Source organism: Pseudomonas sp. 22189, from assembly GCF_052045635.1.
In the GTDB taxonomy this organism is placed as follows: domain Bacteria; phylum Pseudomonadota; class Gammaproteobacteria; order Pseudomonadales; family Pseudomonadaceae; genus Aquipseudomonas; species Aquipseudomonas parakoreensis.
In genome coordinates this window covers 51,473-74,874 of the sequence record NZ_JBQEPG010000008.1, presented here as the reverse complement: position 1 = coordinate 74,874, position 23,402 = coordinate 51,473, and the positions used below count along the sequence as shown (strand labels likewise).

General features: G+C 60.9%; 20 protein-coding genes. 10 read left to right on the top strand and 10 right to left on the bottom strand.

What is annotated here, in order from left to right; genetic code table 11:
- Positions 1–68: 68 nt before the first annotated feature.
- From ACTJKS_RS10585 to ACTJKS_RS10570, 4 genes are all read right to left on the bottom strand, one after another.
- Positions 69–1,040 carry a FecR domain-containing protein gene (locus ACTJKS_RS10585; RefSeq protein WP_108184015.1) on the bottom strand — a complete coding sequence of 324 codons (972 nt, stop codon included), beginning with the start codon at positions 1,038–1,040 and terminating at the stop codon, positions 69–71.
- Complete coding sequence (locus ACTJKS_RS10580) at positions 1,037–1,555, bottom strand: RNA polymerase sigma factor (protein ID WP_108184444.1); 519 nt, start codon at positions 1,553–1,555, stop codon at positions 1,037–1,039. The genes ACTJKS_RS10585 and ACTJKS_RS10580 overlap by 4 nt, the downstream gene beginning before the upstream one ends.
- Positions 1,556–1,704: 149 nt before the next feature.
- Positions 1,705–2,412 carry a 3'-5' exonuclease gene (locus ACTJKS_RS10575; protein ID WP_108184014.1) on the bottom strand — a complete coding sequence of 236 codons (708 nt, stop codon included), beginning with the start codon at positions 2,410–2,412 and terminating at the stop codon, positions 1,705–1,707.
- The gene (locus ACTJKS_RS10570; protein ID WP_317453244.1) at positions 2,409–4,343 is read right to left on the bottom strand and encodes a putative nucleotidyltransferase substrate binding domain-containing protein; all 1,935 of its coding nucleotides are present in this window, start codon (positions 4,341–4,343) and stop codon (positions 2,409–2,411) included. Before ACTJKS_RS10570 ends, ACTJKS_RS10575 begins: the two co-directional genes overlap by 4 nt.
- A gap of 259 nt (positions 4,344–4,602) precedes the next feature.
- Here ACTJKS_RS10570 and ACTJKS_RS10565 point away from each other — a divergent pair, with 259 nt between their 5' ends.
- Positions 4,603–5,049, top strand: coding sequence for a response regulator (locus ACTJKS_RS10565; RefSeq protein WP_041069952.1), 447 nt, complete (start codon positions 4,603–4,605; stop codon positions 5,047–5,049).
- Positions 5,050–5,196: 147 nt separating this feature from the next.
- Here the strand turns inward: ACTJKS_RS10565 and ACTJKS_RS10560 are convergent, their stop codons facing one another.
- On the bottom strand, positions 5,197–7,374 hold the full coding sequence (locus tag ACTJKS_RS10560; protein WP_440828829.1) for a malate synthase G: 2,178 nt from the start codon (positions 7,372–7,374) through the stop codon (positions 5,197–5,199).
- 636 nt (positions 7,375–8,010) lie between these two features.
- Between ACTJKS_RS10560 and ACTJKS_RS10555 the strand changes: the two genes are divergently transcribed.
- A complete protein-coding gene (locus ACTJKS_RS10555) occupies positions 8,011–8,529 on the top strand; it encodes a glycine cleavage system protein R (RefSeq protein WP_007966538.1) in 519 nt (172 codons plus the stop codon).
- 223 nt (positions 8,530–8,752) lie between these two features.
- Here ACTJKS_RS10555 and rarD read toward each other — a convergent pair whose 3' ends face one another.
- The 5 genes from rarD to ACTJKS_RS10530 all read right to left on the bottom strand — a co-directional run bounded on the left by rarD (position 8,753) and on the right by ACTJKS_RS10530 (position 14,643).
- Entirely contained in the window at positions 8,753–9,640 is an 888-nt protein-coding gene (gene rarD / locus ACTJKS_RS10550) for an EamA family transporter RarD (protein ID WP_041069958.1), read from the bottom strand.
- Between the two features lie 205 nt (positions 9,641–9,845).
- The gene (locus ACTJKS_RS10545; RefSeq protein ID WP_027610685.1) at positions 9,846–10,820 is read right to left on the bottom strand and encodes a serine/threonine protein kinase; all 975 of its coding nucleotides are present in this window, start codon (positions 10,818–10,820) and stop codon (positions 9,846–9,848) included.
- A 166-nt stretch (positions 10,821–10,986) separates the two neighbouring features.
- Positions 10,987–12,888 (bottom strand): PhoX family protein, encoded by a 1,902-nt coding sequence (locus tag ACTJKS_RS10540; RefSeq protein ID WP_108184011.1) that lies wholly within the window; start codon positions 12,886–12,888, stop codon positions 10,987–10,989.
- Between the two features lie 70 nt (positions 12,889–12,958).
- Positions 12,959–13,723, bottom strand: coding sequence for a TOBE domain-containing protein (locus tag ACTJKS_RS10535; RefSeq protein ID WP_108184010.1), 765 nt, complete (start codon positions 13,721–13,723; stop codon positions 12,959–12,961).
- 185 nt (positions 13,724–13,908) lie between these two features.
- Positions 13,909–14,643 (bottom strand): ComF family protein, encoded by a 735-nt coding sequence (locus tag ACTJKS_RS10530; RefSeq protein ID WP_108184009.1) that lies wholly within the window; start codon positions 14,641–14,643, stop codon positions 13,909–13,911.
- Between the two features lie 91 nt (positions 14,644–14,734).
- Here ACTJKS_RS10530 and bioB point away from each other — a divergent pair, with 91 nt between their 5' ends.
- The 8 genes from bioB (at position 14,735) to ACTJKS_RS10490 (ending at position 23,273) form a co-directional block, all read left to right on the top strand.
- Complete coding sequence (gene bioB / locus ACTJKS_RS10525) at positions 14,735–15,790, top strand: biotin synthase BioB (protein ID WP_027610689.1); 1,056 nt, start codon at positions 14,735–14,737, stop codon at positions 15,788–15,790.
- 128 nt (positions 15,791–15,918) lie between these two features.
- The gene (gene bioF, locus ACTJKS_RS10520) at positions 15,919–17,097 is read left to right on the top strand and encodes an 8-amino-7-oxononanoate synthase (protein ID WP_108184008.1); all 1,179 of its coding nucleotides are present in this window, start codon (positions 15,919–15,921) and stop codon (positions 17,095–17,097) included.
- Positions 17,090–17,821, top strand: coding sequence for an alpha/beta fold hydrolase (locus ACTJKS_RS10515; protein WP_108184007.1), 732 nt, complete (start codon positions 17,090–17,092; stop codon positions 17,819–17,821). Before bioF ends, ACTJKS_RS10515 begins: the two co-directional genes overlap by 8 nt.
- Positions 17,814–18,626 (top strand): malonyl-ACP O-methyltransferase BioC, encoded by an 813-nt coding sequence (gene bioC, locus ACTJKS_RS10510; RefSeq protein ID WP_108184006.1) that lies wholly within the window; start codon positions 17,814–17,816, stop codon positions 18,624–18,626. Before ACTJKS_RS10515 ends, bioC begins: the two co-directional genes overlap by 8 nt.
- On the top strand, positions 18,623–19,303 hold the full coding sequence (gene bioD, locus ACTJKS_RS10505; RefSeq protein ID WP_108184005.1) for a dethiobiotin synthase: 681 nt from the start codon (positions 18,623–18,625) through the stop codon (positions 19,301–19,303). Before bioC ends, bioD begins: the two co-directional genes overlap by 4 nt.
- A 108-nt stretch (positions 19,304–19,411) precedes the next feature.
- Complete coding sequence (locus ACTJKS_RS10500; protein ID WP_047297018.1) at positions 19,412–19,708, top strand: hypothetical protein; 297 nt, start codon at positions 19,412–19,414, stop codon at positions 19,706–19,708.
- A 276-nt stretch (positions 19,709–19,984) separates the two neighbouring features.
- Positions 19,985–21,790: a phenylacyl-CoA dehydrogenase gene (locus ACTJKS_RS10495; protein ID WP_108184004.1), complete on the top strand. Its 1,806-nt coding sequence runs from the start codon at positions 19,985–19,987 to the stop codon at positions 21,788–21,790.
- Positions 21,791–21,983: 193 nt separating this feature from the next.
- Positions 21,984–23,273 (top strand): GGDEF domain-containing protein, encoded by a 1,290-nt coding sequence (locus ACTJKS_RS10490; RefSeq protein WP_041069989.1) that lies wholly within the window; start codon positions 21,984–21,986, stop codon positions 23,271–23,273.
- Positions 23,274–23,402: the final 129 nt, after the last annotated feature.

Genomic DNA, 23,402 nt, shown 5'->3' with positions numbered 1-23,402 from the left:
TGACTGCTTTGACGACTGCTGCGCAGCCGAGCGGGAGCAAGCTCCCTCGCCACAGAGTTCGGTCGCTCTTAAGGTTTGGTATCAGCCTTGGCCACCGTGACCCAATACGGGGTGTGCTGCTCGATCTGTACCGGCAGGCTCGGCAGCAGGGCGCTTAGGGCCTTGTCGGTGTCGTGCAGCGGGAAACTGCCGGTGATGCGCAGGTCAGCGACTTCCGGCGCCACGCCCAGATGCCCTCGGCGATAACGACCCAGTTCATGCACCAGGTCTTCCAGTCGCGCGTTGTCCACCACCAGCATGCCGCGGGTCCAGGCATCGGCGCCGGGCGTGAGCGCGGCGACCGCGTCGAGGCCGTCATTGCGGATCAACACCTGCTGGCCTTCGCGCAGGATCTGTTCTTCAGGATGGCTTTGCGGATGCGCCGCCACCGCCGATTGCAGGACGCTCAGACGCGTGCCCTGGTCTTCACGCTTGACCAGAAACCGTGTCCCCAATGCGCGCATGCTGCCTTCGCGGGTTTCGACGATGAACGGCCGCGCATCACCGTGACCGGTCTCGACCATGATCTCGCCTTCCTGCAATACGATCAGCCGCTGCCTGGCATCGAAGCGCACATCTACCGCGCTGTGGGTGTTGAGATTGAGCACGGTGCCATCGGCCAGCCGCACCGTGCGCTGTTCGCCGGTGGCGGTGCGTTGATCGGCGAGCCAGTAATCCAGCGGCAAGTAGCGATCACCGGCAAACAACGCCAGACCGACGAGTGCCAGCACGCTGGCCAATCCGCTGCCGAGCTTGCGCACACGCCGCCGAATGCCTTCGCGCGATTGCAGCAAGGCCGCGCGGGCCGGGCCGTTGGCGACGCTGAAGCGCTGATCGAGCATGCCCAGTTGGCGCCAGGCGCGGGCGTGTTCTTCATGGGCCGCGTGCCACTTGGCGAACTCTTCGCGCTCCAGCGGACTGCCGGAATCCAGCGACAACTGCCAGGCAATCGCCGCGTCCAGCACCTGAGCCGAGACCGGTTTGGAACTGGCCGGGTTCATGTCGGCTCACCGTACAGGGCGATGTAGCACTGGCGAATGCCTTGCGCGAGGTACTGCCGCACGCGGGGCACCGAGACGCCAAGCTTCTCCGCGATCTCGGCATGGCCGAGGCCGTCGAGGCGGTTATAAAGAAACGCGGCGCGGGCCTTGGTCGAGAGTTTGCCGAGCAGTCGGTCGATGGCCTTGAGGTCCTCGAGGATCAACTGCTGTTCCTCCACCGAAGGTTGTTCGCCTTCGGGGATCAGCATCAACTCTGCGAGGTAGGCTTGCTCCAGCGCGGCGCGGCGGAAGTAGTCGAACAACAGGCCCTTGGCGATCGCCACCAGAAACGCCCGGGGTTCGCGCGGAGTCAGCAGTTGATCGCGACCGAGCAGGCGCACGAAGGTGTCCTGGCTCAGGTCTTCGGCCCGTTGCGGGCACGCCACATTGCGCCGCAGCCAGCTCAGTAGCCAACCGCGATGGTCGCGATACAACGCACCGACGATTTCACTGTGAGGGCTTGGGACTGACGACACCAGACGCACCGATTGGGAAATGTTAACCAACGAGAATTGTTCGCGATTCTCGCAGAGGTGGGAATGGTTAGCAATTGGCCACTGGTCAGATGGAACGTTTGGATAGCCCCTGTGGAGCTGCCGCAGGGGGATATGGTTCGGCCGGAAATCTAGAAGGAGGGCGCCTGCTGACGGCGTTTCCATTGACTCAAGCGCTGCTGCAAATTCAACGGACTATGAATCTGCTGCTGCCGCGCCCGGCTGAACAGGATCAACGCCAGCTCCGCCGTGGCCAGCGCATCGGCGCTCGCGTTGTGCCGCTCGAACACCTCAAGCCTGAACCAGTCGATCCATTCATCCAGCCCGGCCTCGCGAATATTCGCCTGCGGGCACAACAGCGGCGCCATGTCCGCGACATCCAGAAACACGTTCTGCAGCTTGTAGCCCAGGTGTTCCTTCAGTGCGCGTCCGAGCATGTGCTGATCGAAGGGCGCATGAAACGCCAGCACCGGACTGTCGCCGATAAACTCCATGAGTTCCAGCAGCGCTTCGGCCGGGTCGCTGCCGGCGGCAATCGCGTTCGGCCCCAGGCCATGAATCAACACACTGGGGCTGAGCTTCAGCTCCCGGCATTGCAGGGTGCGTTCGAACTGCTGGCTGAAGTCGATTGCGCCGTCCTCGATGACCACTGCACCGATCGACAGCACGCGATCCTTGTTCAGGTTCAGCCCGGTGGTTTCCAGATCGAGCACCACCCAGCGCTGCTCGCGCAGGCTGCATTCTTTCAGTTCGCCAATGGTCGACAGTTTTGCCAGGCGCTGTTGCAGGTCTGCCGACAGCAGTGGGCTGGCCGGCCGCAGCCACGAAAACAGGCTCATAACTGATACCGCAAGGCCAGGCTGCTTTGCAGGCGCTGCGCCTGGCGCAGCGACTCACGCAGGATGCGCCGGTCCAGATGGTTGAGGCTGTCCGGGTCGACGCGGTTGGACCACGGCAGATTCTCACGGGTCTGGATCTGATGCTGCTGCATGCGCGTCTGTTGGATGAAGTGGTAGGCCTCTTCATACGCCGCGCCGTCGAGCCGTTCGATGACTTGTTTTTCGACCAGCTGACGCAAGCGTTCGAGGGTGTTGTTGGTTTCGATGCCATGCGCCAGCGCCAACAGGCGTGCACCGTCGACGAAGGGCGTCAGGCCCTGGACCTTGAGGTCGAGGGTGGCTTTCTCGCCGTTTTTGCGCGCCAGCACAAACTCGCGGAAACGCCCCACGGGCGGGCGATTGCGCAGCGCGTTCTCGGCCATCATGCGCTGGAACAAACGGTTGTCGCCGACCTGGTCGAGAATCCCGCGGCGCAGTTGCGCGCAGCCTTTCTCGTCACCCCAGACCACCCGCAGGTCGAAATAGATGCTCGAACCGAGCAGGTTCTCCGGCGTCGCCTCGCGAATGAACGCTGCAAAGCGTCGCGCCCATTCTGCCCGGGACAGGCACAGCTCGGGGTTGCCGGCCATGATGTTGCCCTTGCACAGGCTGAAGCCGCACTGCGCCAGACTCTGGTTGATCTGCTGGGCGATCGGCAGCAGCTTGCCGCGAATCTCCGCCGCCTGCGCCGCGTCCCTCGCTTCGAAGAGAATGCCGTTGTCCTGATCGGTGTGCAGCGTCTGTTCGCGCCGGCCCTCACTGCCGAAACACAACCAACTGAACGGCACGCCGGGGTCACCTTTTTCGGCGAGGGTCAGTTCGATCACCCGGCACACGGTGTGGTCGTTGAGCAGGGTGATGATGTGAGTGATCTGCGTCGAAGACGCACCGTGAGCCAACATGCGTTCGACCAGTTGGCCGATCTCGCCGCGCAGACTCACCAGTTGCTCGATGCGCTGGGCACTGCGGATGGTCCGGGCCAGATGCACCAGATCGACCCGTTGCAGGGAGAACAGATCGCGCTCGGAGACCACGCCACACAAGCGCTGATCCTTGACCAGACAGACGTGGGCGATGTGCCGTTCGGTCATGGCGATCGCCGCGTCGAAGGCGCTGTGATCCGGCGACAGAAAGAACGGCGAGCAGGTCATGTGGCGCTCGATGGCTTCGCTGAAATCACCGCTGCCATTGGCGACCACTTCGCGCAGATCGCGCAGGGTGAAGATCCCCAGCGGCGCCTTGTGTTCATCCACTGCGACGATGCTGCCGACTTGTTGCTCGTGCATCAGCTTCACTGCTTCGCGCAGTGGCGTGTCGGGGCTGCAGGTCACCGGATGGCGCATCGCCAATTCGCCGAGGCGGGTGTTCAGCGAATACTGGGTTCCGAGGGTTTCCACGGCTTTCTGCTGGACTTGCTGGTTGACCTGATCGAGCAGGCTGCTGACCCCGCGCAGAGCGAAATCGCGGAAACTGCCGGACAGGGCAAACAGCTTGATGAACGCCGGTTTGTTCAACTGCAGACAGAAGGTGTCTTCGCCGGCCAGGTGTTCGGTGCGGGTGGCCCGTTCGCCAATCAGTGCGGCCAACGGGAAGCATTCTCCGGTGGTGATCTCGAAGGTGGTTTCGGTGCCGGGCCGGGTGATGTGCTGACGCTCGCCGATCACGCGGCCCTGTTTGACGATGTAGAAATATTCGACCGGCCCGTCGGCAGGTTTGATGATGCTTTCGCCCTGGCCATAGAAGCGCAGCTGACATTGCTCCACCAGAAAAGCCAGGTGAGCGTGTTCCATCTGATTGAAAGGCGGGAAGCGCTGGAGGAATTGCAGGGTGCCCTGAATGTTCTGCAACACCGCGGTCTTCCCTGCCTGGGTGAAGGCGTCCGCTTTACTCATAACCATTACCGCAGTCTTTTTTGAATTGTTGTTGTCGGATCGTTGCAGCCATGGTCGGCCCCTGCGTGCAGGGTGCCCATTGGACGTAAGTCTAGGTTGGGGTTGCCGTTCGGCACATTTGGGAAGAACCCTACAAAAACAGTCGGAAATTCTCGCGTCAGCCTCTTGGAAAAAAATCCGACGAAGTGCACATTGAAGCTGTGCTTAGCGATGTCTGACGACTGTGCCAGGTGACTGAATTGAAAACGTAGAGAGTGCCATGTCCGACCACGATATTTTGAGCGACGCCGAGCGTGAAGCGCTCAGCGCTGTCATGCTCGAACCCGACTTGCCGCCGCAGCGTGTGCTGATCGTCGATGACGACAAGGACGCCCGGGAGCTGTTGTCGGAGATTCTCGCGTTGGACGGTATTCACTGCATGACCGCCGCCAGCGGTGAAACCGCACTGAAGATGCTCGCGGAAAAACCCTCGATTGGTCTGGTGATCACGGATCTGCGCATGGGCAACGTCGATGGTCTGGACTTGATCCGCCAGGTACGCGAATCGGTGCGGGCAGCGATGCCGATCATCATTGTTTCCGGCGATGCCGATGTAAAAGACGCGATTGCCGCGATGCATCTGAGCGTGGTGGATTTTCTGCTCAAGCCGATTGATACGGCCAAGTTGCTGGGCCTGGTCAAACACGAATTGGGCATTGAGCCCTGACTTTTTGCAGATCAAGAGATCGCAGCCTTCGGCAGCTCCTACATGAGATCACTTGTAGGAGCTGCCGAAGGCTGCGATCTTTTGATTTTGCTTTCCAAAGAAAAAGCCCTGATCTCTCGACCAGGGCTTTTTCACATCAGCGCAAATTTACAGGCCGTTGGCCTTCTTGAACTCGCGACGACGACGGTGCAGAACCGGCTCGGTGTAGCCGTTCGGCTGTTTGGTGCCTTCGATCACCAGTTCGACCGCCGCCTGGAAGGCGATATTGCTGTCGAAGTTCGGTGCCAGCGGACGGTACAGCGGGTCGTTGGCGTTCTGCCGGTCAACCACCGGCGCCATGCGCTTGAGGCTTTCCATCACTTGCGCCTCGGTGACGATACCGTGGCGCAGCCAGTTGGCGATGTGCTGGCTGGAGATCCGCAGCGTCGCACGGTCTTCCATCAGGCCCACGTCGTTGATGTCCGGCACTTTCGAGCAACCCACGCCCTGGTCGATCCAGCGCACCACGTAACCGAGAATGCCCTGGGCGTTGTTGTCCAGTTCGTTCTTGATCTGCTCCGGCGTCCAGCTCGGGTTGACCGCCAGCGGAATGGTCAGGATGTCGTCCACCGAAGCGCGGGCACGCTTGGCCAGTTCGGCCTGACGGGCGAACACGTCAACCTTGTGGTAGTGCAGCGCGTGCAGCGCAGCAGCGGTCGGCGACGGTACCCAGGCGGTGTTGGCGCCGGCCAGCGGGTGAGCGATTTTCTGTTCGAGCATCGCTGCCATCAGGTCGGGCATCGCCCACATGCCTTTACCGATTTGCGCACGACCTTGCAGGCCGGTGCTCAGACCGATATCGACGTTCCAGTTCTCGTAGGCGCCGATCCACTTTTCGGCCTTCATGTCGGCCTTGCGCACCATCGGGCCGGCTTCCATGGAGGTGTGGATTTCGTCACCGGTGCGGTCGAGGAAGCCGGTGTTGATGAACACCACGCGCTCGCTGGCAGCCTTGATGCAGGCCTTGAGGTTGACCGTGGTGCGGCGCTCCTCGTCCATGATCCCGACTTTCAGCGTGTTGCGTTTCAGGCCCAGCACGTCTTCGATGCGGCCGAACAGCTCGTTGGTGAACGCCGCTTCTTCCGGGCCGTGCATCTTCGGTTTAACGATGTAGACCGAGCCGGTGCGGGTGTTCTTGCGCGAGGTGTTGCCGTTGAGGTTGTGCATCGCCGCCAGACAGGTCACCAGACCGTCGAGGATGCCTTCCGGCACTTCGTTGCCGTGCTTGTCGAGGATCGCATCGATGGTCATCAGGTGACCGACGTTACGCACGAACAACAGCGAGCGCCCTTGCAGGGTCAGTTCACTGCTATCGACCTTGGTGTAGGTGCGATCAGGGTTCATGGTGCGGGTGAAGGTCTGGCCGCCCTTGGCGACTTCTTCGGACAGGTCGCCCTTCATCAGGCCGAGCCAGTTGCGGTAGATCACCACTTTGTCGTCGGCATCGACGGCAGCCACGGAGTCCTCGCAGTCCATGATGGTGGTCAGTGCCGCTTCCATCAGAATGTCTTTGACGCCGGCGGCGTCGGTCTGGCCGACCGGGGTGCTGGCGTCGATCTGGATTTCGAAATGCAGACCGTGGTTTTTCAGCAGGATCGCGATCGGGGCATTGGCATCGCCCTGGAAACCGATCAGCTGAGCATCGTCGCGCAGGCCGGTGTTGCTGCCGCCCTTGAGGGAGACCAGCAGTTTGCCGTCAGCGATCTTGTAACCGGTGGAGTCGACATGAGAGCCGGCAGCCAGTGGCGCCGCTTCGTCGAGGAACGCACGGGCAAAGGCGATGACTTTGTCGCCACGCACCTTGTTGTAGCCTTTGCCTTTTTCCGCGCCACCGTCTTCGCTGATCGCGTCGGTGCCATACAGGGCGTCGTACAGCGAACCCCAGCGGGCGTTCGAGGCATTGAGGGCGAAGCGGGCGTTCATCACCGGCACCACGAGTTGCGGGCCGGCGGTGCGGGCGATTTCATCATCGACGTCTTGCGTCGTTGCCTGGAAATCAGCCGCTTCTGGCAGCAGATAACCGATTTCTTGCAGGAAGGCTTTATAGGCCACGGCGTCGTGCGCCTGGCCGGCGTGTTCCTGATGCCAGGCATCAAGACGAGCCTGGAAGTCATCGCGTTTGGCGAGTAGGGCTTTGTTCTTCGGCGCCAGGTCATGAATGACCTTGTCGGCACCTTCCCAGAATTTTTCGGCGGTGAGGCCGGTACCGGGAATGGCTTCGTTGTTCACGAAGTCGAACAGGACTTTGGCGACCTGCAGGCCACCGACTTGAACGTGTTCAGTCATTGCTTGCCTCACTCTGCTCAGCTATTTCGCTTTTCAGCTCTTCAATTTAACAATGAAGCCTCTGGCCATTTAAACCACAAACCTTCCGACCAGTACATGCCATTGCTGGCGGCTGGGCTGGGACCAATCAACGGCTTGGGGGCCTTGCTGACGGGGCTTTCAGGATTGCGAACGTGCCTTGGGCAGACATCGATCCAGCGTTATGTAGTGCGCGCTGCGGCATACTACATGATGAGTTGCGCTTGTGAAAATCAGACTAATTACGTCGTTCTGCGACCTCATGACGCATTGCGGTCACGTCGCGGAACGGGATGTTCTCAAAAAACCAACAGATTGTTCCAGTTAAATATAAAAAGTTGTACACATAAATGCTTTCTGCCTGCTATGGCATCCCCCTGCGGTGCACACTGCTGTAGTGAGGGGATTTATCCCCGATGGGTGGCGAAGCCGCCCCCTGCGCGCTGACAGGTAGACCGAGCTGACAGGGTTTACGGCTGCTGCGCAACCGATCGGGGATAAATCCCCTCGCCACAGGTTGCATCCAAAACCAGGACACAGGTCTGCTGCCTGGGCTGAATCAAACCCTTGCCTATACTTGCCTTTCTATAACAAAAGTCATGACAAGAGGGCTGCGCCATGGACCATCTCGTACTCACTGTCTTCGCCCCGGACAAGCCCGGGCAGGTCGAGCGCATCGCCCAATGCATCGCCGAGCATGGCGGTAACTGGCTGGAAAGCCGCATGTCACGGATGGCCGGGCAGTTCGCCGGGATTCTGCGGGTGGGCGTGCCGGCGGAGGCTTACGACGAATTAGTCGATTCCCTACAAGCACTGTCGGCGCAGGGCATTCGTGTGCTGATTGCCGAGAGCGGCATCGAGCAGTCCTGTACCTGGAAACCGATCGCCATGGAGCTGGTGGGCAACGACCGTCCGGGCATCGTGCGCGACATTACCCGTTTGCTCAGCGAGCAGGGGGTGAACCTCGAACGGCTGGTGACCGAAGTGCGCCCGGCACCGATGAGCAGCGAGCCGTTATTCCACGCCGAAGCAATTCTCGCGGTGCCGCTGACCCTGTCGCTGGACGTGCTGCAATCGCGCCTGGAAACCCTGGCCGATGATCTGATGGTCGAACTGGTGTTACGCACAGACGTTTAAGCGCCGCCAGGGTTATCCAGTTTTAACGTGCACCTGCCTGTGGATAACCTGTAGAGACCGGGCGCAACGCCACGCAGGCTGTGGCTTGCCGGGAACTGATCAAAAAACCGCCAGCATTCAGTGACTTGCGCACAAACGGCGGGGATCACGCTGTGGATAACCTTGGGAAGGAACGTTGCAGGCCACGAGAATCGTGGCCTGCAAAGCTTTGTGCGTTTTTTGATCAGCTGCGACGACGCAGACTGATCACCGCATCGACGCTATAAACGGCCAGACCTGCCCAGATAAAGATGAACGCGATCAGCGTGCTCGACGACAGATGCTCACCAAACAGCAACACCGCCTGCAGCAGCACCAGCGTTGGTGCCAGGTATTGCAGGAAGCCGATGGTGGTGTAAGGCAGGTGGCGCGTGGCAGCGTTGAAGCACACCAGCGGCACCAGTGTCACCGGGCCGGCGGCTACCAGCCACCAGGCTTGCGAGGTGGTCCAGAACTCCGGTTGCGCGCTGGTTGCGGTCTGGTTGAACAACAGCCAGGCAATGGCGATCGGCACCAGCATCCAGGTTTCCACTACCAGCCCCGGCAAGGCTTTGACCGGCGCCTGTTTGCGGATCAAACCGTAAAAACCAAAGGTCAGCGCCAGCACCAGCGACACCCACGGCAGACTGCCGACCTGCCACACTTGCTGCGCCACGCCGATGGCCGCCAGCCCCACGGCGATCCACTGCATGCGCCGCAGGCGTTCGCCGAGAATCAGCATCCCCAACAGCACGTTGACCAGCGGGTTGATGTAGTAACCGAGACTCGCTTCGAGCATGCGTCCGTTGTTCACCGACCACACGTAGGTCAGCCAGTTGGCCGCGATCAAGGTACCGCTCAGGGCCAGAATCGCCAGGCGTTTGGGGTTGTCGAGCAATTCACGCAACCAGCCCGGATGCTTCCACACCATCAGCAACAGGGCGCCGAACAGCGCCGACCACAGCACCCGGTGAATGATGATCTCGACAGCGGGTACTTCGGCGATGGCTTTGAAGTAGATCGGGAACAGGCCCCAGATGATGTAGGCACTCAGGCCCAGAATGTACCCGCGACGCGGGTTGGCGGCTTGCATGCAGAATCCTTGCTTAGGCAGCTAACAAAGGAGGGATTGTAAGGAGGTTTGTCGACGAATGCCGTAGCGCAATGATCAAGAAATTGTGAACGGCGGACAATTGTGGGAGCGAGCCTGCTCGCGAAGGCGTCGTTTCAGTCGACATCAGTGTTGATTGTCTGTCCGTATTCGCGAGCAGGCTCGCTCCCAGAAGGATTTTGGTGAATCAGAACAGCTTCAAGGGTTCTTCGTTGAGCGCCGAAAGCTGTTCACGCAGCGCCAACACCTGATCGCCCCAATACCGTTCGGTGCCGAACCAAGGAAAGCTGTGCGGAAACGCCGGGTCGTCCCAGCGCCGCGCCAGCCACGCGCTGTAGTGCATCAGCCGCAGGGCGCGCAGCGGTTCGATCAGCGCCAGTTCGCGCGGATCGAAGTCGTGGAATTCGTTGTAGCCATCCATCAGTTCCGAGAGCTGGCCGAGGCATTCCTGACGATCGCCCGCCAGCATCATCCAGATGTCCTGCACGGCCGGGCCCATGCGGCAGTCGTCGAGGTCGACGATGTGGAACATTTCATCGCGGCACATCATGTTGCCGGGGTGGCAGTCGCCGTGCATGCGGATGTTCTGGTGCGGCGTGGCGGCGTAGACGTCTTCGACACGCTTGAGCAAGTCGCGGGCCACAGACTCGTAGGCTGGCAGGAGGCTCTTGGGGATGAAGTTGCCTTCAAGCAATGTTGCCAGCGAGGCATGGCCGAAGTTCTGCACGCCGAGTGCTTCACGGTGTTCGAACGGCTTGGTCGCGCCGACTGCATGAATGCGCCCGAGCAACTGGCCGAGGCGATACAACTGATCGAGATTGCCCGGCTCCGGCGCACGGCCGCCGCGACGCGGAAACAGGGTGAAACGGAAACCGGCGTGTTCGTGCAGGGTCTGGCCGTTGTGGATCAGCGGCGCCACCACCGGGATTTCGACGTCGGCCAGTTCGAAGGTGAACTGGTGTTCTTCGAGGATGGCTTCGTTGGTCCAGCGTTGCGGACGGTAGAACTTGGCGATCAGCGGTTCGGAGTCTTCGATGCCGACCTGATAGACGCGGTTTTCGTAGCTGTTGAGCGCGAGAATGCGCGCATCGCTGAGGAAACCGATGCTTTCGACGGCATCGAGCACGAGATCGGGTGTAAGGGTTTCAAACGGGTGGGCCATGCTGACTCCTGCGCGCAGCAGGCTGCCGCGTCCGGCCCAGCATGGTAGCGCAGATGGCAGCGGGGGAGTGGGTTGGTGTCTGGTTGGACTTCTTCGCGAGCAGGCTCGCTCCCACATTTGGAATGCAATCCCCTGTGGGAGCGAGCCTGCTCGCGAAAGCGATTTGTCAGGCGCCGACGATTCCACCGTCCTCACGGGTAATCGCCATCACCGATGAACGCGGCTTGCCATTCGGCAGATGCTCGGGGAAGGTCGAACCACCGTTCTCGCCCGGGTGCTGAATCCCGACAAACAGGGTCTTCTGGTCCGGCGAGAAGCTGATCCCGGTGACTTCGCAACCAATCGGCCCGACCATGAAACGGCGAATCTCGCCGGTCTTGGGGTCGGCACAGAGCATCTGGTTGTTGCCCATCCCGGCAAAGTCGCCGGCATTGCTTGAGTCGCCGTCCGTCAGAATCCACAGGCGCCCGGCCTTGTCGAAGCCCAGCCCGTCGGGGCTGTTGAACATGTTCTGCGAGGTGATGTTCGACGAACCGCCCTTCGGCGTACCGGCATGGACGCCTGGATTGCCGGCGACCACAAACAGATCCCAGGCGAAGGTCTTCGAGGCGTGATCGTCGCGGTCGGTGCGCCAGCGCAGGATCTGCCCGTAGACGTTCTTCGCGCGCGGGTTCGGCCCGCCCACCGGCTGTCCGTCTTCGCCGCGCTTGGCGTTGTTGGTCAGGGTGCAATAAACCTGGCCGTCCTTCGGACTGACCACGATCCATTCCGGGCGGTCCATGCGCGTGGCGCCGACCACGCTGGCGGCGAGGCGGGCGTGGATCAGCACTTCGGCCTGATCGGCGAAACCGCTGCTGGCGTCGATGCCGTTCTTGCCATGGGTTAGTTCGATCCACTGGCCCTGGCCTTTCGGATGATCCGGGTTGCCGTCACCGGCATCGAATTTCGCCACGTACAAAGTGCCGTGGTCGAGGATGTTGCGGTTGGCCTTGGCGTTGCGGTGGTTGATGCGGTCGCGGCTGACGAATTTGTAGATGAACTCGCCCCGTTCGTCGTCGCCCATGTACACCACGGCGCGGCCGTCGTCGGTCTCGGCCAGTGCGGCGTTTTCATGTTTGAAGCGACCCAGCGCGGTACGTTTGACCGGGGTCGATTGCGGATCGAACGGATCGATCTCGACCACCCAGCCGTGACGGTTGAGCTCGTTGGGGTTCTTGGCCATGTCGAAGCGTGGATCGAACGGATGCCAGTTGATCTCGCGGCTGGCCGCCGACACACCGTAACGCTTCTGCGCCGGGTCGAACTGCTGCTGGGCGTTACTGCTGCCAAAGCAGTCGGTGAAGTTTTCTTCGCAGGTCAGATAGGTGCCCCACGGTGTCTTGCCGTTGGCGCAGTTCTGGAAGGTGCCGAGGACTCTCTTGCCGTGCTTGTCGGCGGCCGTCTTCATCAGCTCGTGACCAGCCGCCGGGCCGCTGATGCGCAACGGCGAGTTGCCGTGGATGCGCCGGTTGTAACGCGAGCCCTGGACGAACTGCCATTGGCCGTTCTTGCTCTGCACTTCGATCACCGATACACCTTCGCAGGCCAGCGCCTTGCGCACGTCTTCGGCCGATTGCGGCATGCCGCCGTGCGGGTAGAGGTAGCGGTAGTTGGTGTATTCGTTGTTGATCGCCATCAACGCGCGGTTTCTGTCGTCGGGGAATTCGAACAGGCTCATGCCGTCGTTGTTGTCACCGAACTGCACTTCCTGTGCGACGGCGGTGCCATTGCCGCTCGGGTCGAACGCCGGGCCGTTCTTGTGCAATGGCTGACCCCAACTGATCAGCACCGAGGACTTGTAGCCCTTGGGCAGGCTGATGACGTCTGTGGTGGCGGCGGGAATGCTCTCGAAACCGAGCAGGCGGCTGTTGCCGGCGCTGATGCCGGTGGCCAGCGCGCTGCGACTGAGCAGGTTGCCGCCGAGGAACATGGCGGCGCCGCACAGCGCACCGGCGCTGATGAAACCGCGACGGCTGAGGCCGACCATTTTTTCCAGGTCTGTCGATTGGTTTTCTTCTAATAGGCTCACATCAGGCTCCCTGCTTGGTTTTGGCAGCCACCTTAATGAGCGTCGATTACGCTTTCGTTGCAGCGTTTGATTACAGTGGCGTGCCGATCAGCACATTGGACGGCGAAAACTGTACCTGTACCGGTTGCCCGACACTCAGCCCGCGGGTGCGCAGTTGCAGCGGCTCAGCCAGAGCGCAGAGCGTCTGGCCGTTGGGCAAAGCGATGCGCACTTCGCTGGGGCCGTCCTCGGCATCGAGAATGGCTTCGAGGGTGCCGCTTAGTAGATTGTGTCCAGATGTTGCAGCTTGGTCCGCCGCCAGCAGTTCAAGCCAGCCGGCCTTGATCAATGCCACCACTTCAGTGCCCGGTTGCAGTTCCAGATGCACGGTGCTGTCGTGGGTGATCTGTGCATTGATCCACAGGCCTTCAGCCAGTTCGAGGCGGATCATGTCATTGCGGCCCTGACCTTCGATGTTCACGACTTTGCCGTGCAGTTGATTGCGGGCGCTGGTTCTGAGCATCAATCGCCCGAGCAGATCCAGATCACTGGCGTCTTCAGCGGCTTCCAGTACCTGCGCCTGCAAGGCCTGCAGCTTTTGATAAAGGCGCAACACCCGCTCGCCTTCGCTGGACAATCTGGCGCCACCGCCGCCCTTGCCGCCGACCGCACGTTCCACCAGTGGCTTCTGCGCCAGGTTGTTCAGCTCATCAATCGCATCCCATGCCGCTTTGTAACTCAAACCGGCGCTTTTTGCGGCGCGGGTGATCGAGCCCTGTTCGGCAATGTGTTGCAGCAGGGCGATGCGCTGCGGACGGCGGACGATGTGCTGGGAGAGCAGGGTGGGCAGGGACATGGATGGGGGCTTTTTCACGGTGGCGGTGGGGGGAAATTGGCGGCTTGCAACGCCGGAGTCAAGCCTGACACATAACCCTGTGGGAGCGAGCCTGCTCGCGAAGGCGTCAGCATATTCAACGCTGATGATGACCGACACTGCGCTTTCGCGAGCAGGCTCGCTCCCACAATGGGATTGTGCTGACTTCAATTCCCTGGTTTTGGCGTGCGCGCCAGGCAATACACGTCAATCCGCGCTGCGCCTGCATTTTTTAGCAGTCGCGCCAATGCTTGGGCCGTGGCGCCGGTGGTCAGCACGTCATCGACCAATGCGAAGTGCCGACCTTTCACATCGGTGTCAGGGTTCAGCGCGAAGGCATGACGCAAATTGCGCTTGCGCGCCTTGGCGTCGAGATCCTGCTGGGCGCTGGTGTCGTGGACCCGCCGTAGCGCCTGTTCCTCAAAAGGCAGATCCAGCTGTTGGCTCAACCATCGCCCGAGCATCGCGGCTTGATTGAACCCGCGTTGGCGCAGTCGTTTGCTGGCCAATGGCACCGGCACCAACGCGTCGGGTCGTGGCAATCCCTCATCGAAGCGATGTTGCAGGTATTGTCCGGCAACATCGGCGAGCAGGTGACCAAACGGCCATTTCGCCTTGTGTTTAAAGCGTGTAATCAGACTGTCCACCGGGAAGTCATAGCGCCACGGCACGACCACCTGTTCGAACGCCGGCGGCTCTAGCAGGCACTCGCTGCAGGTCAGACCGACAGCCGGCATCGGCAACGCGCACGTCTGGCACTGGTCGCCGAGCCAGGGCAGCTCGGTTTCACAGGCGACGCACATTGGCAATTCTGCTTCTGCGGGCTCATCGCACAGCAAGCAGGTCTGTACGTTTTTTAAACAGATGTAAACCTGTTGTGCGTATCGTGGTTGACAGCGCATGACTCTTCCTTAAATATGCCGAACATCCGTGTCGCGCCTGTGGGTATTCCGTTCCCGCAGCCGCCAGCCAAGCATAACCAAGGAACTGCCCATGAGCGCCAGCACCTCTGCCACCCTGCGTCACGACTGGTCTTTAGCCGAAGTTAAAGCGCTCTTCGTACAGCCATTCAACGACTTGCTGTTCCAGGCGCAGACGGTGCACCGTGCACATTTCAACGCCAACCGGGTGCAGGTTTCCACGCTGCTGTCGATCAAGACCGGCGCCTGCCCGGAAGACTGCAAGTACTGCCCGCAGTCCGGTCACTACAACACCGGCCTGGAAAAAGAAAAGCTGATGGAAGTGCAGAAAGTCCTCGAAGAGGCTGCCCGCGCTAAGGCCATCGGCTCGACCCGTTTCTGCATGGGGGCCGCGTGGAAGCACCCGTCGGCCAAAGACATGCCGTATGTGCTGAAGATGGTCGAAGGCGTGAAAGCCATGGGTCTGGAAACCTGCATGACCCTTGGGCGTCTCGATCAGGAGCAGACCGAAGCGCTGGCCAAGGCTGGCCTGGATTACTACAACCACAACCTCGACACCTCGCCGGAGTTCTACGGCAGCATCATCACCACCCGTACTTACAGCGAGCGCCTGCAGACCCTGGCCTACGTGCGTGAGTCGGGGATGAAGATCTGCTCCGGCGGCATCCTCGGCATGGGCGAGTCGCTGGACGACCGCGCCAACCTGCTGATCCAGCTGGCCAACCTGCCGGAGCATCCGGAGTCAGTGCCGATCAACATGCTGGTGAAAGTGGCCGGTACGCCGCTGGAAAACGCCGACGACGTCGATCCGTTCGATTTCATCCGCATGCTTGCCGTGGCGCGCATCCTCATGCCGCAATCCCACGTGCGCCTGTCCGCCGGCCGCGAAGCGATGAACGAGCAGATGCAGGCGTTGGCATTCTTTGCCGGTGCCAACTCGATTTTTTACGGCGACAAACTGCTGACCACTGCCAACCCGCAGGCCGACAAGGACATGCAACTGTTCGCGCGTCTGGGTATTCAGCCAGAAGCCCGTGAAGAGCATGCCGATGAGGTGCATCAGGCCGCGATCGAGCAGGCGCTGGTGGAGCAGAAGAGCAGCGAGCAGTTCTATAACGCTGCGGTCTGATCACTTTACGGATTCCATGTAGGAGCTGCCGCAGGCTGCGATCTTTTGATCTTGTCTTTAAAAACAACATCAAAAGATCGCAGCCTGCGGCAGCTCCTACACAGTCATTTTTCAGATGTGAGGCCTGCATGTCTTTCGATCTCGCCGCACGCCTTGCTGCCCGCCGTGCTGAAAATCTCTATCGCCAGCGTCCGTTGCTCGAGTCCCCGCAGGGGCCTGAAGTGGTGGTCGACGGGCAGCCGTTGCTGGCGTTCTGCAATAACGACTACCTTGGTCTGGCCAATCACCCGCAGGTGATCGAAGCCTGGCGCGCCGGTGCCGAGCGCTGGGGCGTGGGTGGCGGAGCGTCGCATCTGGTGATCGGCCACAGCGGCCCGCATCACGCACTGGAAGAAGCGCTGGCTGACCTCACCGGCCGGCCGCGTGCGTTGCTGTTCACCACTGGCTACATGGCCAACCTCGGTGCGGTCACGGCACTGGTCGGGCAGGGCGATACGGTGTTGGAAGACCGCCTCAATCACGCCTCGTTGCTGGATGCCGGTCTGTTGTCCGGCGCGCGTTTCAATCGTTATCTGCACAACGACGCCGACAGTCTGGCCACGCGTCTGGAGAAAGCCACGGGCAACACGCTGGTGGTCACCGATGGCGTGTTCAGCATGGACGGCGACATTGCCGATCTGCCCGCGCTGGCCCGGGAAGCCAAGGCCAGGGGCGCGTGGCTGATGGTCGATGATGCCCATGGCTTCGGCCCGCTCGGCGCCAATGGCGGCGGGATCGTCGAGCATTTCGGCTTGAGTCAGGACGATGTGCCGGTGCTGGTCGGCACCCTCGGCAAGGCGTTCGGCACGGCGGGTGCTTTTGTCGCCGGCAGCGAAGAGCTGATCGAAAGCCTGATCCAGTTTGCCCGGCCGTACATCTACACCACCAGCCAGCCACCGGCGCTGGCCTGCGCAACGCTGAAAAGTCTGGAATTACTGCGCACGGAACACTGGCGTCGTGAACATTTGCAGACGCTGATCCGCCAGTTCCGCCACGGCGCCGAGCAGATCGGCCTGCAATTGATGGACAGCTTCACCCCGATCCAGCCGATTCTGATCGGCGATGCCGGTCGCGCCGTGCGCCTGTCGCAGATGCTGCGCGAGCGCGGCTTGATGGTCACGGCAATCCGTCCGCCGACCGTCCCGGCGGGCAGCGCACGCCTGCGCGTGACCCTGACCGCTGCCCACAGCGACGCGCAGGTGCAGCTATTGTTGGAAGGACTGGCCGATTGCTTTGCCCAACTGCCGCCGGAGCCAAGCCATGCGTGATCGTCTGATTCTGCTGCCGGGCTGGGGCCTTGGTATTTCGCCGCTGGAGCCTTTGACCGCAGCGTTACAGGGACTCGACGAGCATCTGTATGTCGAGATCGAGCCGTTGCCCGAGCTTGATTCGAGCGACTTGCAGGAGTGGCTCGACGATCTCGATGAACGTATTCCTCAGGATGTGTGGCTGGGCGGCTGGTCGCTGGGCGGCATGCTTGCCTCTGAGTTGGCAGCACGGCGCGGCGAGCGTTGCTGCGGTCTGCTGACGCTGGCGAGCAATCCTTCTTTCGTGGCCCACGAGCATTGGCCGAGTGCGATGCCGGACGAGACGTTCGATGCATTTCTTGCCGGCTGCCAGGCCGATCCGCGGCTGACCCTCAAACGGTTCTCGTTGTTGTGTGCTCAGGGCGCGCAAGAGCCGCGCGGCTTGTCGCGGCTGATGCTGGGCGGCGCGCCGAATGCGGCCCCCGAAACCTTGTTGGCCGGGCTGGAACTGCTCGCCCAACTGGATACCCGTGAAGCGTTGCAGGCGTTTCGCGGCCCCCAGTTGCACTTGTTCGCCGGGCAGGACGGTTTGGTGCCAGCGGAAGCGGCGGGGGCGTTGTTCGCGCTGTTGCCGGATATCGAAATTGGTCTGATCGAACAGGCCAGTCATGCGTTTCTTCTGGAAGACCCCCATGGCGTGGCGGGTGCGATCCAGGCTTTTCTACACGAGTGCGGTGATGACTGATTTGTCTCTTGTTGCGCTGCCCGGCGGCTTGCCCGACAAGCGCCAGGTCGCGGCCTCTTTCTCCCGTGCGGCGGCCAGTTACGACAGTGTTGCCGAATTGCAGCGTGATGTCGGCTCACAGTTGCTGCAGCGGTTGCCGGAAGATTTTCTGCCGTCGCGCTGGCTGGATCTTGGCTGCGGCACCGGCTATTTCACTCGCGCATTGGCCGAGCGATATGTCGAGGGGCAGGGTCTGGCACTGGATATCGCCGAGGGCATGCTCGGTCACGCACGGCCACTGGGCGGCGCGCAGCATTTCATCGCGGGTGATGCGGAGCGTCTGCCATTGCAGGATTCGACCTGCGAGCTGATCTTCTCCAGCCTCGCGGTGCAGTGGTGTGCGGACTTCGAATCGGTGCTCAGCGAAGCTTTTCGTGTGCTCAAGCCGGGCGGGGTTTTCGCGTTTGCTAGTCTTTGTGTCGGGACGTTGTACGAATTGCGCGACAGTTGGCGGCAGGTCGATGGGCTGGTGCACGTCAACCGCTTCCGCGAATTCGCCCGGTATGAGCAGTTGTGCGCCGCCAGTGGCTTGCGTTCGGTGAGTCTGCAGAATCAGGCGCATGTGCTGCACTACCCGGATGTGCGCAACCTGACCCACGAACTCAAGGCGCTCGGTGCGCACAATCTGAACCCCGGGCGGCCGGGTGGTTTGACCGGGCGGGCGCGGATCCTCGGCCTGATTGAGGCGTATGAACAGTTCCGTCAGCCGCAGGGATTGCCGGCGACTTACCAGGTGGTTTACGCGGTGTTGGAGAAACCCTTATGAGCGCAGCCTATTTCATCACCGGGACTGACACCGATGTCGGCAAGACCACCGTGGCAGCCGGATTGCTGCATGCTGCGCGCTCGGCGGGGCTGAGTACGGCGGCGGGCAAACCGGTGGCTTCGGGGTGCGAGGTAACCGCCAAGGGTTTGCGCAATGCTGATGCGTTGGCGCTGCTGGCCGAAAGCTCGGTGCCGCTGACTTATCAACAGGTCAATCCGGTCGCGTTCGAGCCGGCCATCGCGCCACATCTGGCGGCGCGCGAGGCGGGTATCGCGCTGACCGTGCAATCGCTGTTGGCGCCGATGCGCGAAATCCTGGCGCTGAATGCCGATTTCACCTTGATCGAAGGGGCGGGTGGCTGGCGGGTGCCGTTGGCGGATCAGGACAATCTGTCGGATCTGGCCATCGCGCTGAAGCTGCCGGTGATTCTGGTGGTGGGCGTGCGGCTGGGCTGTATCAGTCATGCCTTGCTGACGGCCGAGGCAATTGCCCGCGATGGCCTGCAACTGGCCGGTTGGGTGGCGAATATCATCGACCCGAAGACGTCGCGGCTGGAAGAGAATCTGGCGACGCTGGCCGAGCGGCTTCCCGCGCCGTGTCTGGGGCGGGTACCGAAACTTAAGTCGCTCAGCGCCGAGGCGGTGGCTGCCCACTTGCAACTCGATCTGCTGGACTAATGCTTTTGCTATGACAGGGCACTGTGCCATCAGTATTTTTGACGGGTGTTTTTCTGGCACCTCTGCTTCAATGGCAACCATTGATCCTTCCCAAGGATGAGAACTCCCATGGAAATCACCGGTAACACAGCTTTTTATGCGGGTTTGAGCACCATTCAAACCGGGCAGAATCGTGTCGATCAGGCCGCCAGCCAGATCGCCAATAATACGATCGAGCGTTCGGTTACCAGCCAGTCTTCCGAGGCGCAGATCGATCGCCTGCGCGGTATCGATCGCAGTCAGCAAATGGATCCGGGCAGCGCCATGGCCGAAATGGCTCAAGGCAAGTTTCAGGTGGAGCTGGGCACCAAGGTCGCCAAGGCTTCCGATGAAATGCTCGGTACGATCATTGATACGTTTGCCTGATTTTTTGTGGTCCCTGCCTGCTGAACGCCGCGCTTTGTCGCGGCGTTTTTCGTTGTAAGTCCTTCTCCCTCAACTAATCTTTTTTCATTGCCCGTGGCGCTTTGCAGCCCATGGCCGTTTGCTGTGTCCGGCGTTTGAAAAAAGTCATGACGAACGGCAAAAGATCGACGCTTGACAAGATTTCGGCGTAAACGTATGTTTCAAACAACTGTTTGACCGTCATAACAAATCAACACGGTCGTTCATTCCCGGTTACATCAGCAGAGGTTTATCGCTATGCCTGACTACAAGGCCCCCTTGCGTGATATTCGCTTCGTTCGTGACGAACTGCTCGGCTACGAAGCGCACTATCAGAGCCTTCCAGCTTGCTCCGAAGCAACGCCGGACATGGTTGACGCCATCCTCGAAGAAGGCGCCAAGTTTTGTGAGCAGGTATTGGCACCGCTGAACCGCGTGGGCGACCTCGAAGGCTGCACCTGGAGCGAGTCCGGTGTGAAAACCCCGACTGGCTTCAAAGAGGCTTACAAGCAATTCGTTGAAGGCGGCTGGCCGAGCCTGGCGCACGACGTCGAGCACGGCGGCCAAGGCCTGCCGGAGTCGCTGGGTCTGGCTGTGAGCGAAATGGTCGGTGAAGCCAACTGGTCGTGGGGCATGTACCCGGGCCTGTCGCACGGCGCGATGAACACCATCTCCGAGCACGGTACCCCTGAGCAGCAAGAAGCCTATCTGACCAAACTGGTCTCCGGCGAGTGGACCGGCACCATGTGCCTGACCGAGCCGCACTGCGGCACCGACCTGGGCATGCTGCGCACCAAGGCCGAGCCTCAGGCCGATGGCTCCTACAAGGTTTCCGGCACCAAGATCTTCATCTCGGCCGGTGAACACGACATGGCCGACAACATCGTCCACATCGTACTGGCCCGCCTGCCGGACGCACCGGCTGGCACCAAAGGCATTTCCCTGTTCATCGTTCCAAAATTCCTGCCGAACGCCGATGGCACCATCGGTGCGCGTAACGCAGTGAGCTGCGGCTCGCTGGAACACAAGATGGGCATTCACGGCAACGCCACTTGCGTGATGAACTTCGACGGCGCCACCGGTTTCCTGATCGGCCCGGCGAACAAAGGCCTGAACTGCATGTTCACCTTCATGAACACCGCACGTCTGGGTACCGCGCTGCAAGGTCTGGCCCACGCCGAAATCGGCTTCCAGGGCGGCCTGAAATATGCTCGCGATCGTCTGCAAATGCGTTCCCTGACTGGCCCGAAAGCGCCGGACAAGGCCGCTGACCCGATCATCGTGCACCCTGACGTACGTCGCATGCTGCTGACTATGAAGGCCTTCGCCGAAGGCAACCGCGCGATGGTGTACTTCACCGCCAAACAGGTCGACATCGTCAAGTACGGCGTCGACGAAGAAGAGAAGAAGAAGGCCGACGCACTGCTGGCGTTCATGACGCCGATCGCCAAGGCGTTCATGACCGAAGTCGGTTTCGAAGCCGCCAACCACGGCGTGCAGATCTACGGTGGTCACGGTTTCATCGCCGAGTGGGGCATGGAGCAGAACGTTCGCGACAGCCGCATTTCGATGCTGTACGAAGGCACCACCGGTATCCAGGCACTCGACCTGCTGGGCCGTAAAGTGCTGATGACTCAAGGCGAGGCTCTGAAAGGCTTCACCAAGATCGTTCACAAGTTCTGCCAGAACAACGAAGGCAACGACGCCGTCAAAGAATTCGTTGCACCGCTGGCTGCACTGAACAAGGAATGGGGCGAGCTGACCATGAAGGTCGGTATGGCAGCCATGAAAGACCGTGAAGAAGTCGGCGCGGCCTCCGTGGATTACCTGATGTACTCCGGTTACGCCTGCCTGGCCTACTTCTGGGCTGACATGGCGCGCCTGGCTGCTGAAAAACTGGCTGCCGGCACCACCGACGAGGCGTTCTACACCGCCAAGCTGCAAACCGCGCGCTTCTACTTCCAGCGCATCCTGCCACGTACCCGTACCCACGTGGCCACCATGCTGTCGGGCGCCAACAACCTGATGGACATGAAAGAAGAAGACTTCGCACTGGGCTACTAAGCCTCAACGCGGTCTGACCAAACCGCTGCTCTTCCGGGGGCAGCGGTTTTTTTTTGTTGCTGAATCGCTCAGCAACCCGGCTTTTCTGCCGTTAAAGAGACTGCCTGTGATCTGGATCACATTGTGTGTGCTTAACTGGCCACATTGCAGGCACAATGCCATCTCTTTGATATGACGGGTCGGAGCTTTACCCTTGCCGCGTTCTTCCGCTGTACGTTTCAGTCATTTCCTGCCTTCACTGCTGTTATTGCTTGCGGGGTTGGCGGCTGCGTACGTCAAAGACCTCAATGTGTTCTTCACTTCGCTGTTCAACGTGCTGCCGACCCTGGTGCTGCTGTTGGGCGGCGCTTACTGTGCGGTTTACCGACGTCAGCGCGAACTGTTTCTGATGCTCACGGTATACATCGCCTACTTTCTGCTCGACACCCAGACTGACTATTACCGCGATAACGGCAAAGTGCGCGAAGACGCCGCGGTGGTGTTTCATCTGGTCTGTCTGCTGTTGCCGCTGTTGTTCGGCCTGTTCGCCGCGTGGCAAGAGCGCACCCATCTGTTTCAGGACATGGTCGCGCGGTTCGCCGTGTTGCTGGCCTTTGGCAGCGTCGCCCTCGGTCTTGAGCAAAGTTATCCCCAGGCGTTGCTGATGTGGCTCTCGGAAATCCGCTGGCCTGCACTGCACGGCGCCTGGATGAGCCTGATCCAGATGTCCTATCCGGTGTTTCTCTCGGCGTTCCTGCTGCTGGCCTGGCAATACTGGCGCAACCCGCGCCCGTTGCATGCGGCGCAACTGGTCGGCTTGCTCGGGTTGTTCTGGATGCTGCCGAAAACCTTCATCCTGCCGTTCACCCTGAACATCATGTGCAGTCAGGTGATGCTGATGATTGCCGCCGCCGTGGCGCATGAGGCCTACCAAATGGCCTTCCGCGATGAACTCACCGGTCTGCCGGGGCGTCGTGCGCTCAATGAACGCATGCAGCGTCTGGGGCGCAACTATGTGCTGGCGATGAGCGACGTCGATCACTTCAAGAAATTCAACGACACCCACGGTCACGACGTCGGTGACCAAGTGCTACGGCTGGTCGCGAGCAAACTGTCGAAAATCAGCGGTGGCGGTAGGGCATATCGCTATGGTGGTGAGGAATTCGCCCTGGTGTTTGCGGGCAAAACCCTCGAGGAATGCATGCCGCACCTGGAAGTGATCCGCGAGTCGATTGCCTCCTACAACATCCAGTTGCGCAATCAGGAGAACCGCCCGCAGGACGACCAGCAAGGTCGCCAGCGGCGTGGCGGCAGCGGTGCTTCCAGTGTCTCGGTCACGGTCAGTATCGGTGTCGCCGAACGCGTCGAGCAGCGAACGCCGGAAGAAGTCCTCAAGTCTGCCGACCAGGCGTTGTACAGCGCCAAGGGCGCCGGGCGTAACTGCGTCATGGCGTTCGGTCAGAACCGTCGCGGCGCGGTGCGCATGGACAGCGCCGCTGGCTGACTCAAGCCACACGTCATCACTCAAAAGCCCGCTGATTGCGGGCTTTGTTTTATCGCTGAATGCTGGTGACCAAAAATAACAAATCAGTCACCGGTTGACCCTATGTGTCGCAAAAGTTGTTGAGGTACA

Excerpts from the sequence above, each read along its gene's own strand:
- ACTJKS_RS10585 (WP_108184015.1), bottom strand. The coding sequence starts at position 1,040 with ATGAACCCGGCCAGTTCCAAACCGGTCTCGGCTCAGGTGCTGGACGCG.
- ACTJKS_RS10575 (WP_108184014.1), bottom strand. The coding sequence starts at position 2,412 with ATGAGCCTGTTTTCGTGGCTGCGGCCGGCCAGCCCACTGCTGTCGGCA.
- ACTJKS_RS10570 (WP_317453244.1), bottom strand. The coding sequence starts at position 4,343 with ATGAGTAAAGCGGACGCCTTCACCCAGGCAGGGAAGACCGCGGTGTTG.
- ACTJKS_RS10565 (WP_041069952.1), top strand. The coding sequence starts at position 4,603 with ATGTCCGACCACGATATTTTGAGCGACGCCGAGCGTGAAGCGCTCAGC.
- ACTJKS_RS10560 (WP_440828829.1), bottom strand. The coding sequence starts at position 7,374 with ATGACTGAACACGTTCAAGTCGGTGGCCTGCAGGTCGCCAAAGTCCTG.
- ACTJKS_RS10555 (WP_007966538.1), top strand. The coding sequence starts at position 8,011 with ATGGACCATCTCGTACTCACTGTCTTCGCCCCGGACAAGCCCGGGCAG.
- rarD (WP_041069958.1), bottom strand. The coding sequence starts at position 9,640 with ATGCAAGCCGCCAACCCGCGTCGCGGGTACATTCTGGGCCTGAGTGCC.
- ACTJKS_RS10545 (WP_027610685.1), bottom strand. The coding sequence starts at position 10,820 with ATGGCCCACCCGTTTGAAACCCTTACACCCGATCTCGTGCTCGATGCC.
- ACTJKS_RS10535 (WP_108184010.1), bottom strand. The coding sequence starts at position 13,723 with ATGTCCCTGCCCACCCTGCTCTCCCAGCACATCGTCCGCCGTCCGCAG.
- ACTJKS_RS10530 (WP_108184009.1), bottom strand. The coding sequence starts at position 14,643 with ATGCGCTGTCAACCACGATACGCACAACAGGTTTACATCTGTTTAAAA.
- bioB (WP_027610689.1), top strand. The coding sequence starts at position 14,735 with ATGAGCGCCAGCACCTCTGCCACCCTGCGTCACGACTGGTCTTTAGCC.
- bioF (WP_108184008.1), top strand. The coding sequence starts at position 15,919 with ATGTCTTTCGATCTCGCCGCACGCCTTGCTGCCCGCCGTGCTGAAAAT.
- ACTJKS_RS10515 (WP_108184007.1), top strand. The coding sequence starts at position 17,090 with ATGCGTGATCGTCTGATTCTGCTGCCGGGCTGGGGCCTTGGTATTTCG.
- bioC (WP_108184006.1), top strand. The coding sequence starts at position 17,814 with ATGACTGATTTGTCTCTTGTTGCGCTGCCCGGCGGCTTGCCCGACAAG.
- bioD (WP_108184005.1), top strand. The coding sequence starts at position 18,623 with ATGAGCGCAGCCTATTTCATCACCGGGACTGACACCGATGTCGGCAAG.
- ACTJKS_RS10500 (WP_047297018.1), top strand. The coding sequence starts at position 19,412 with ATGGAAATCACCGGTAACACAGCTTTTTATGCGGGTTTGAGCACCATT.
- ACTJKS_RS10495 (WP_108184004.1), top strand. The coding sequence starts at position 19,985 with ATGCCTGACTACAAGGCCCCCTTGCGTGATATTCGCTTCGTTCGTGAC.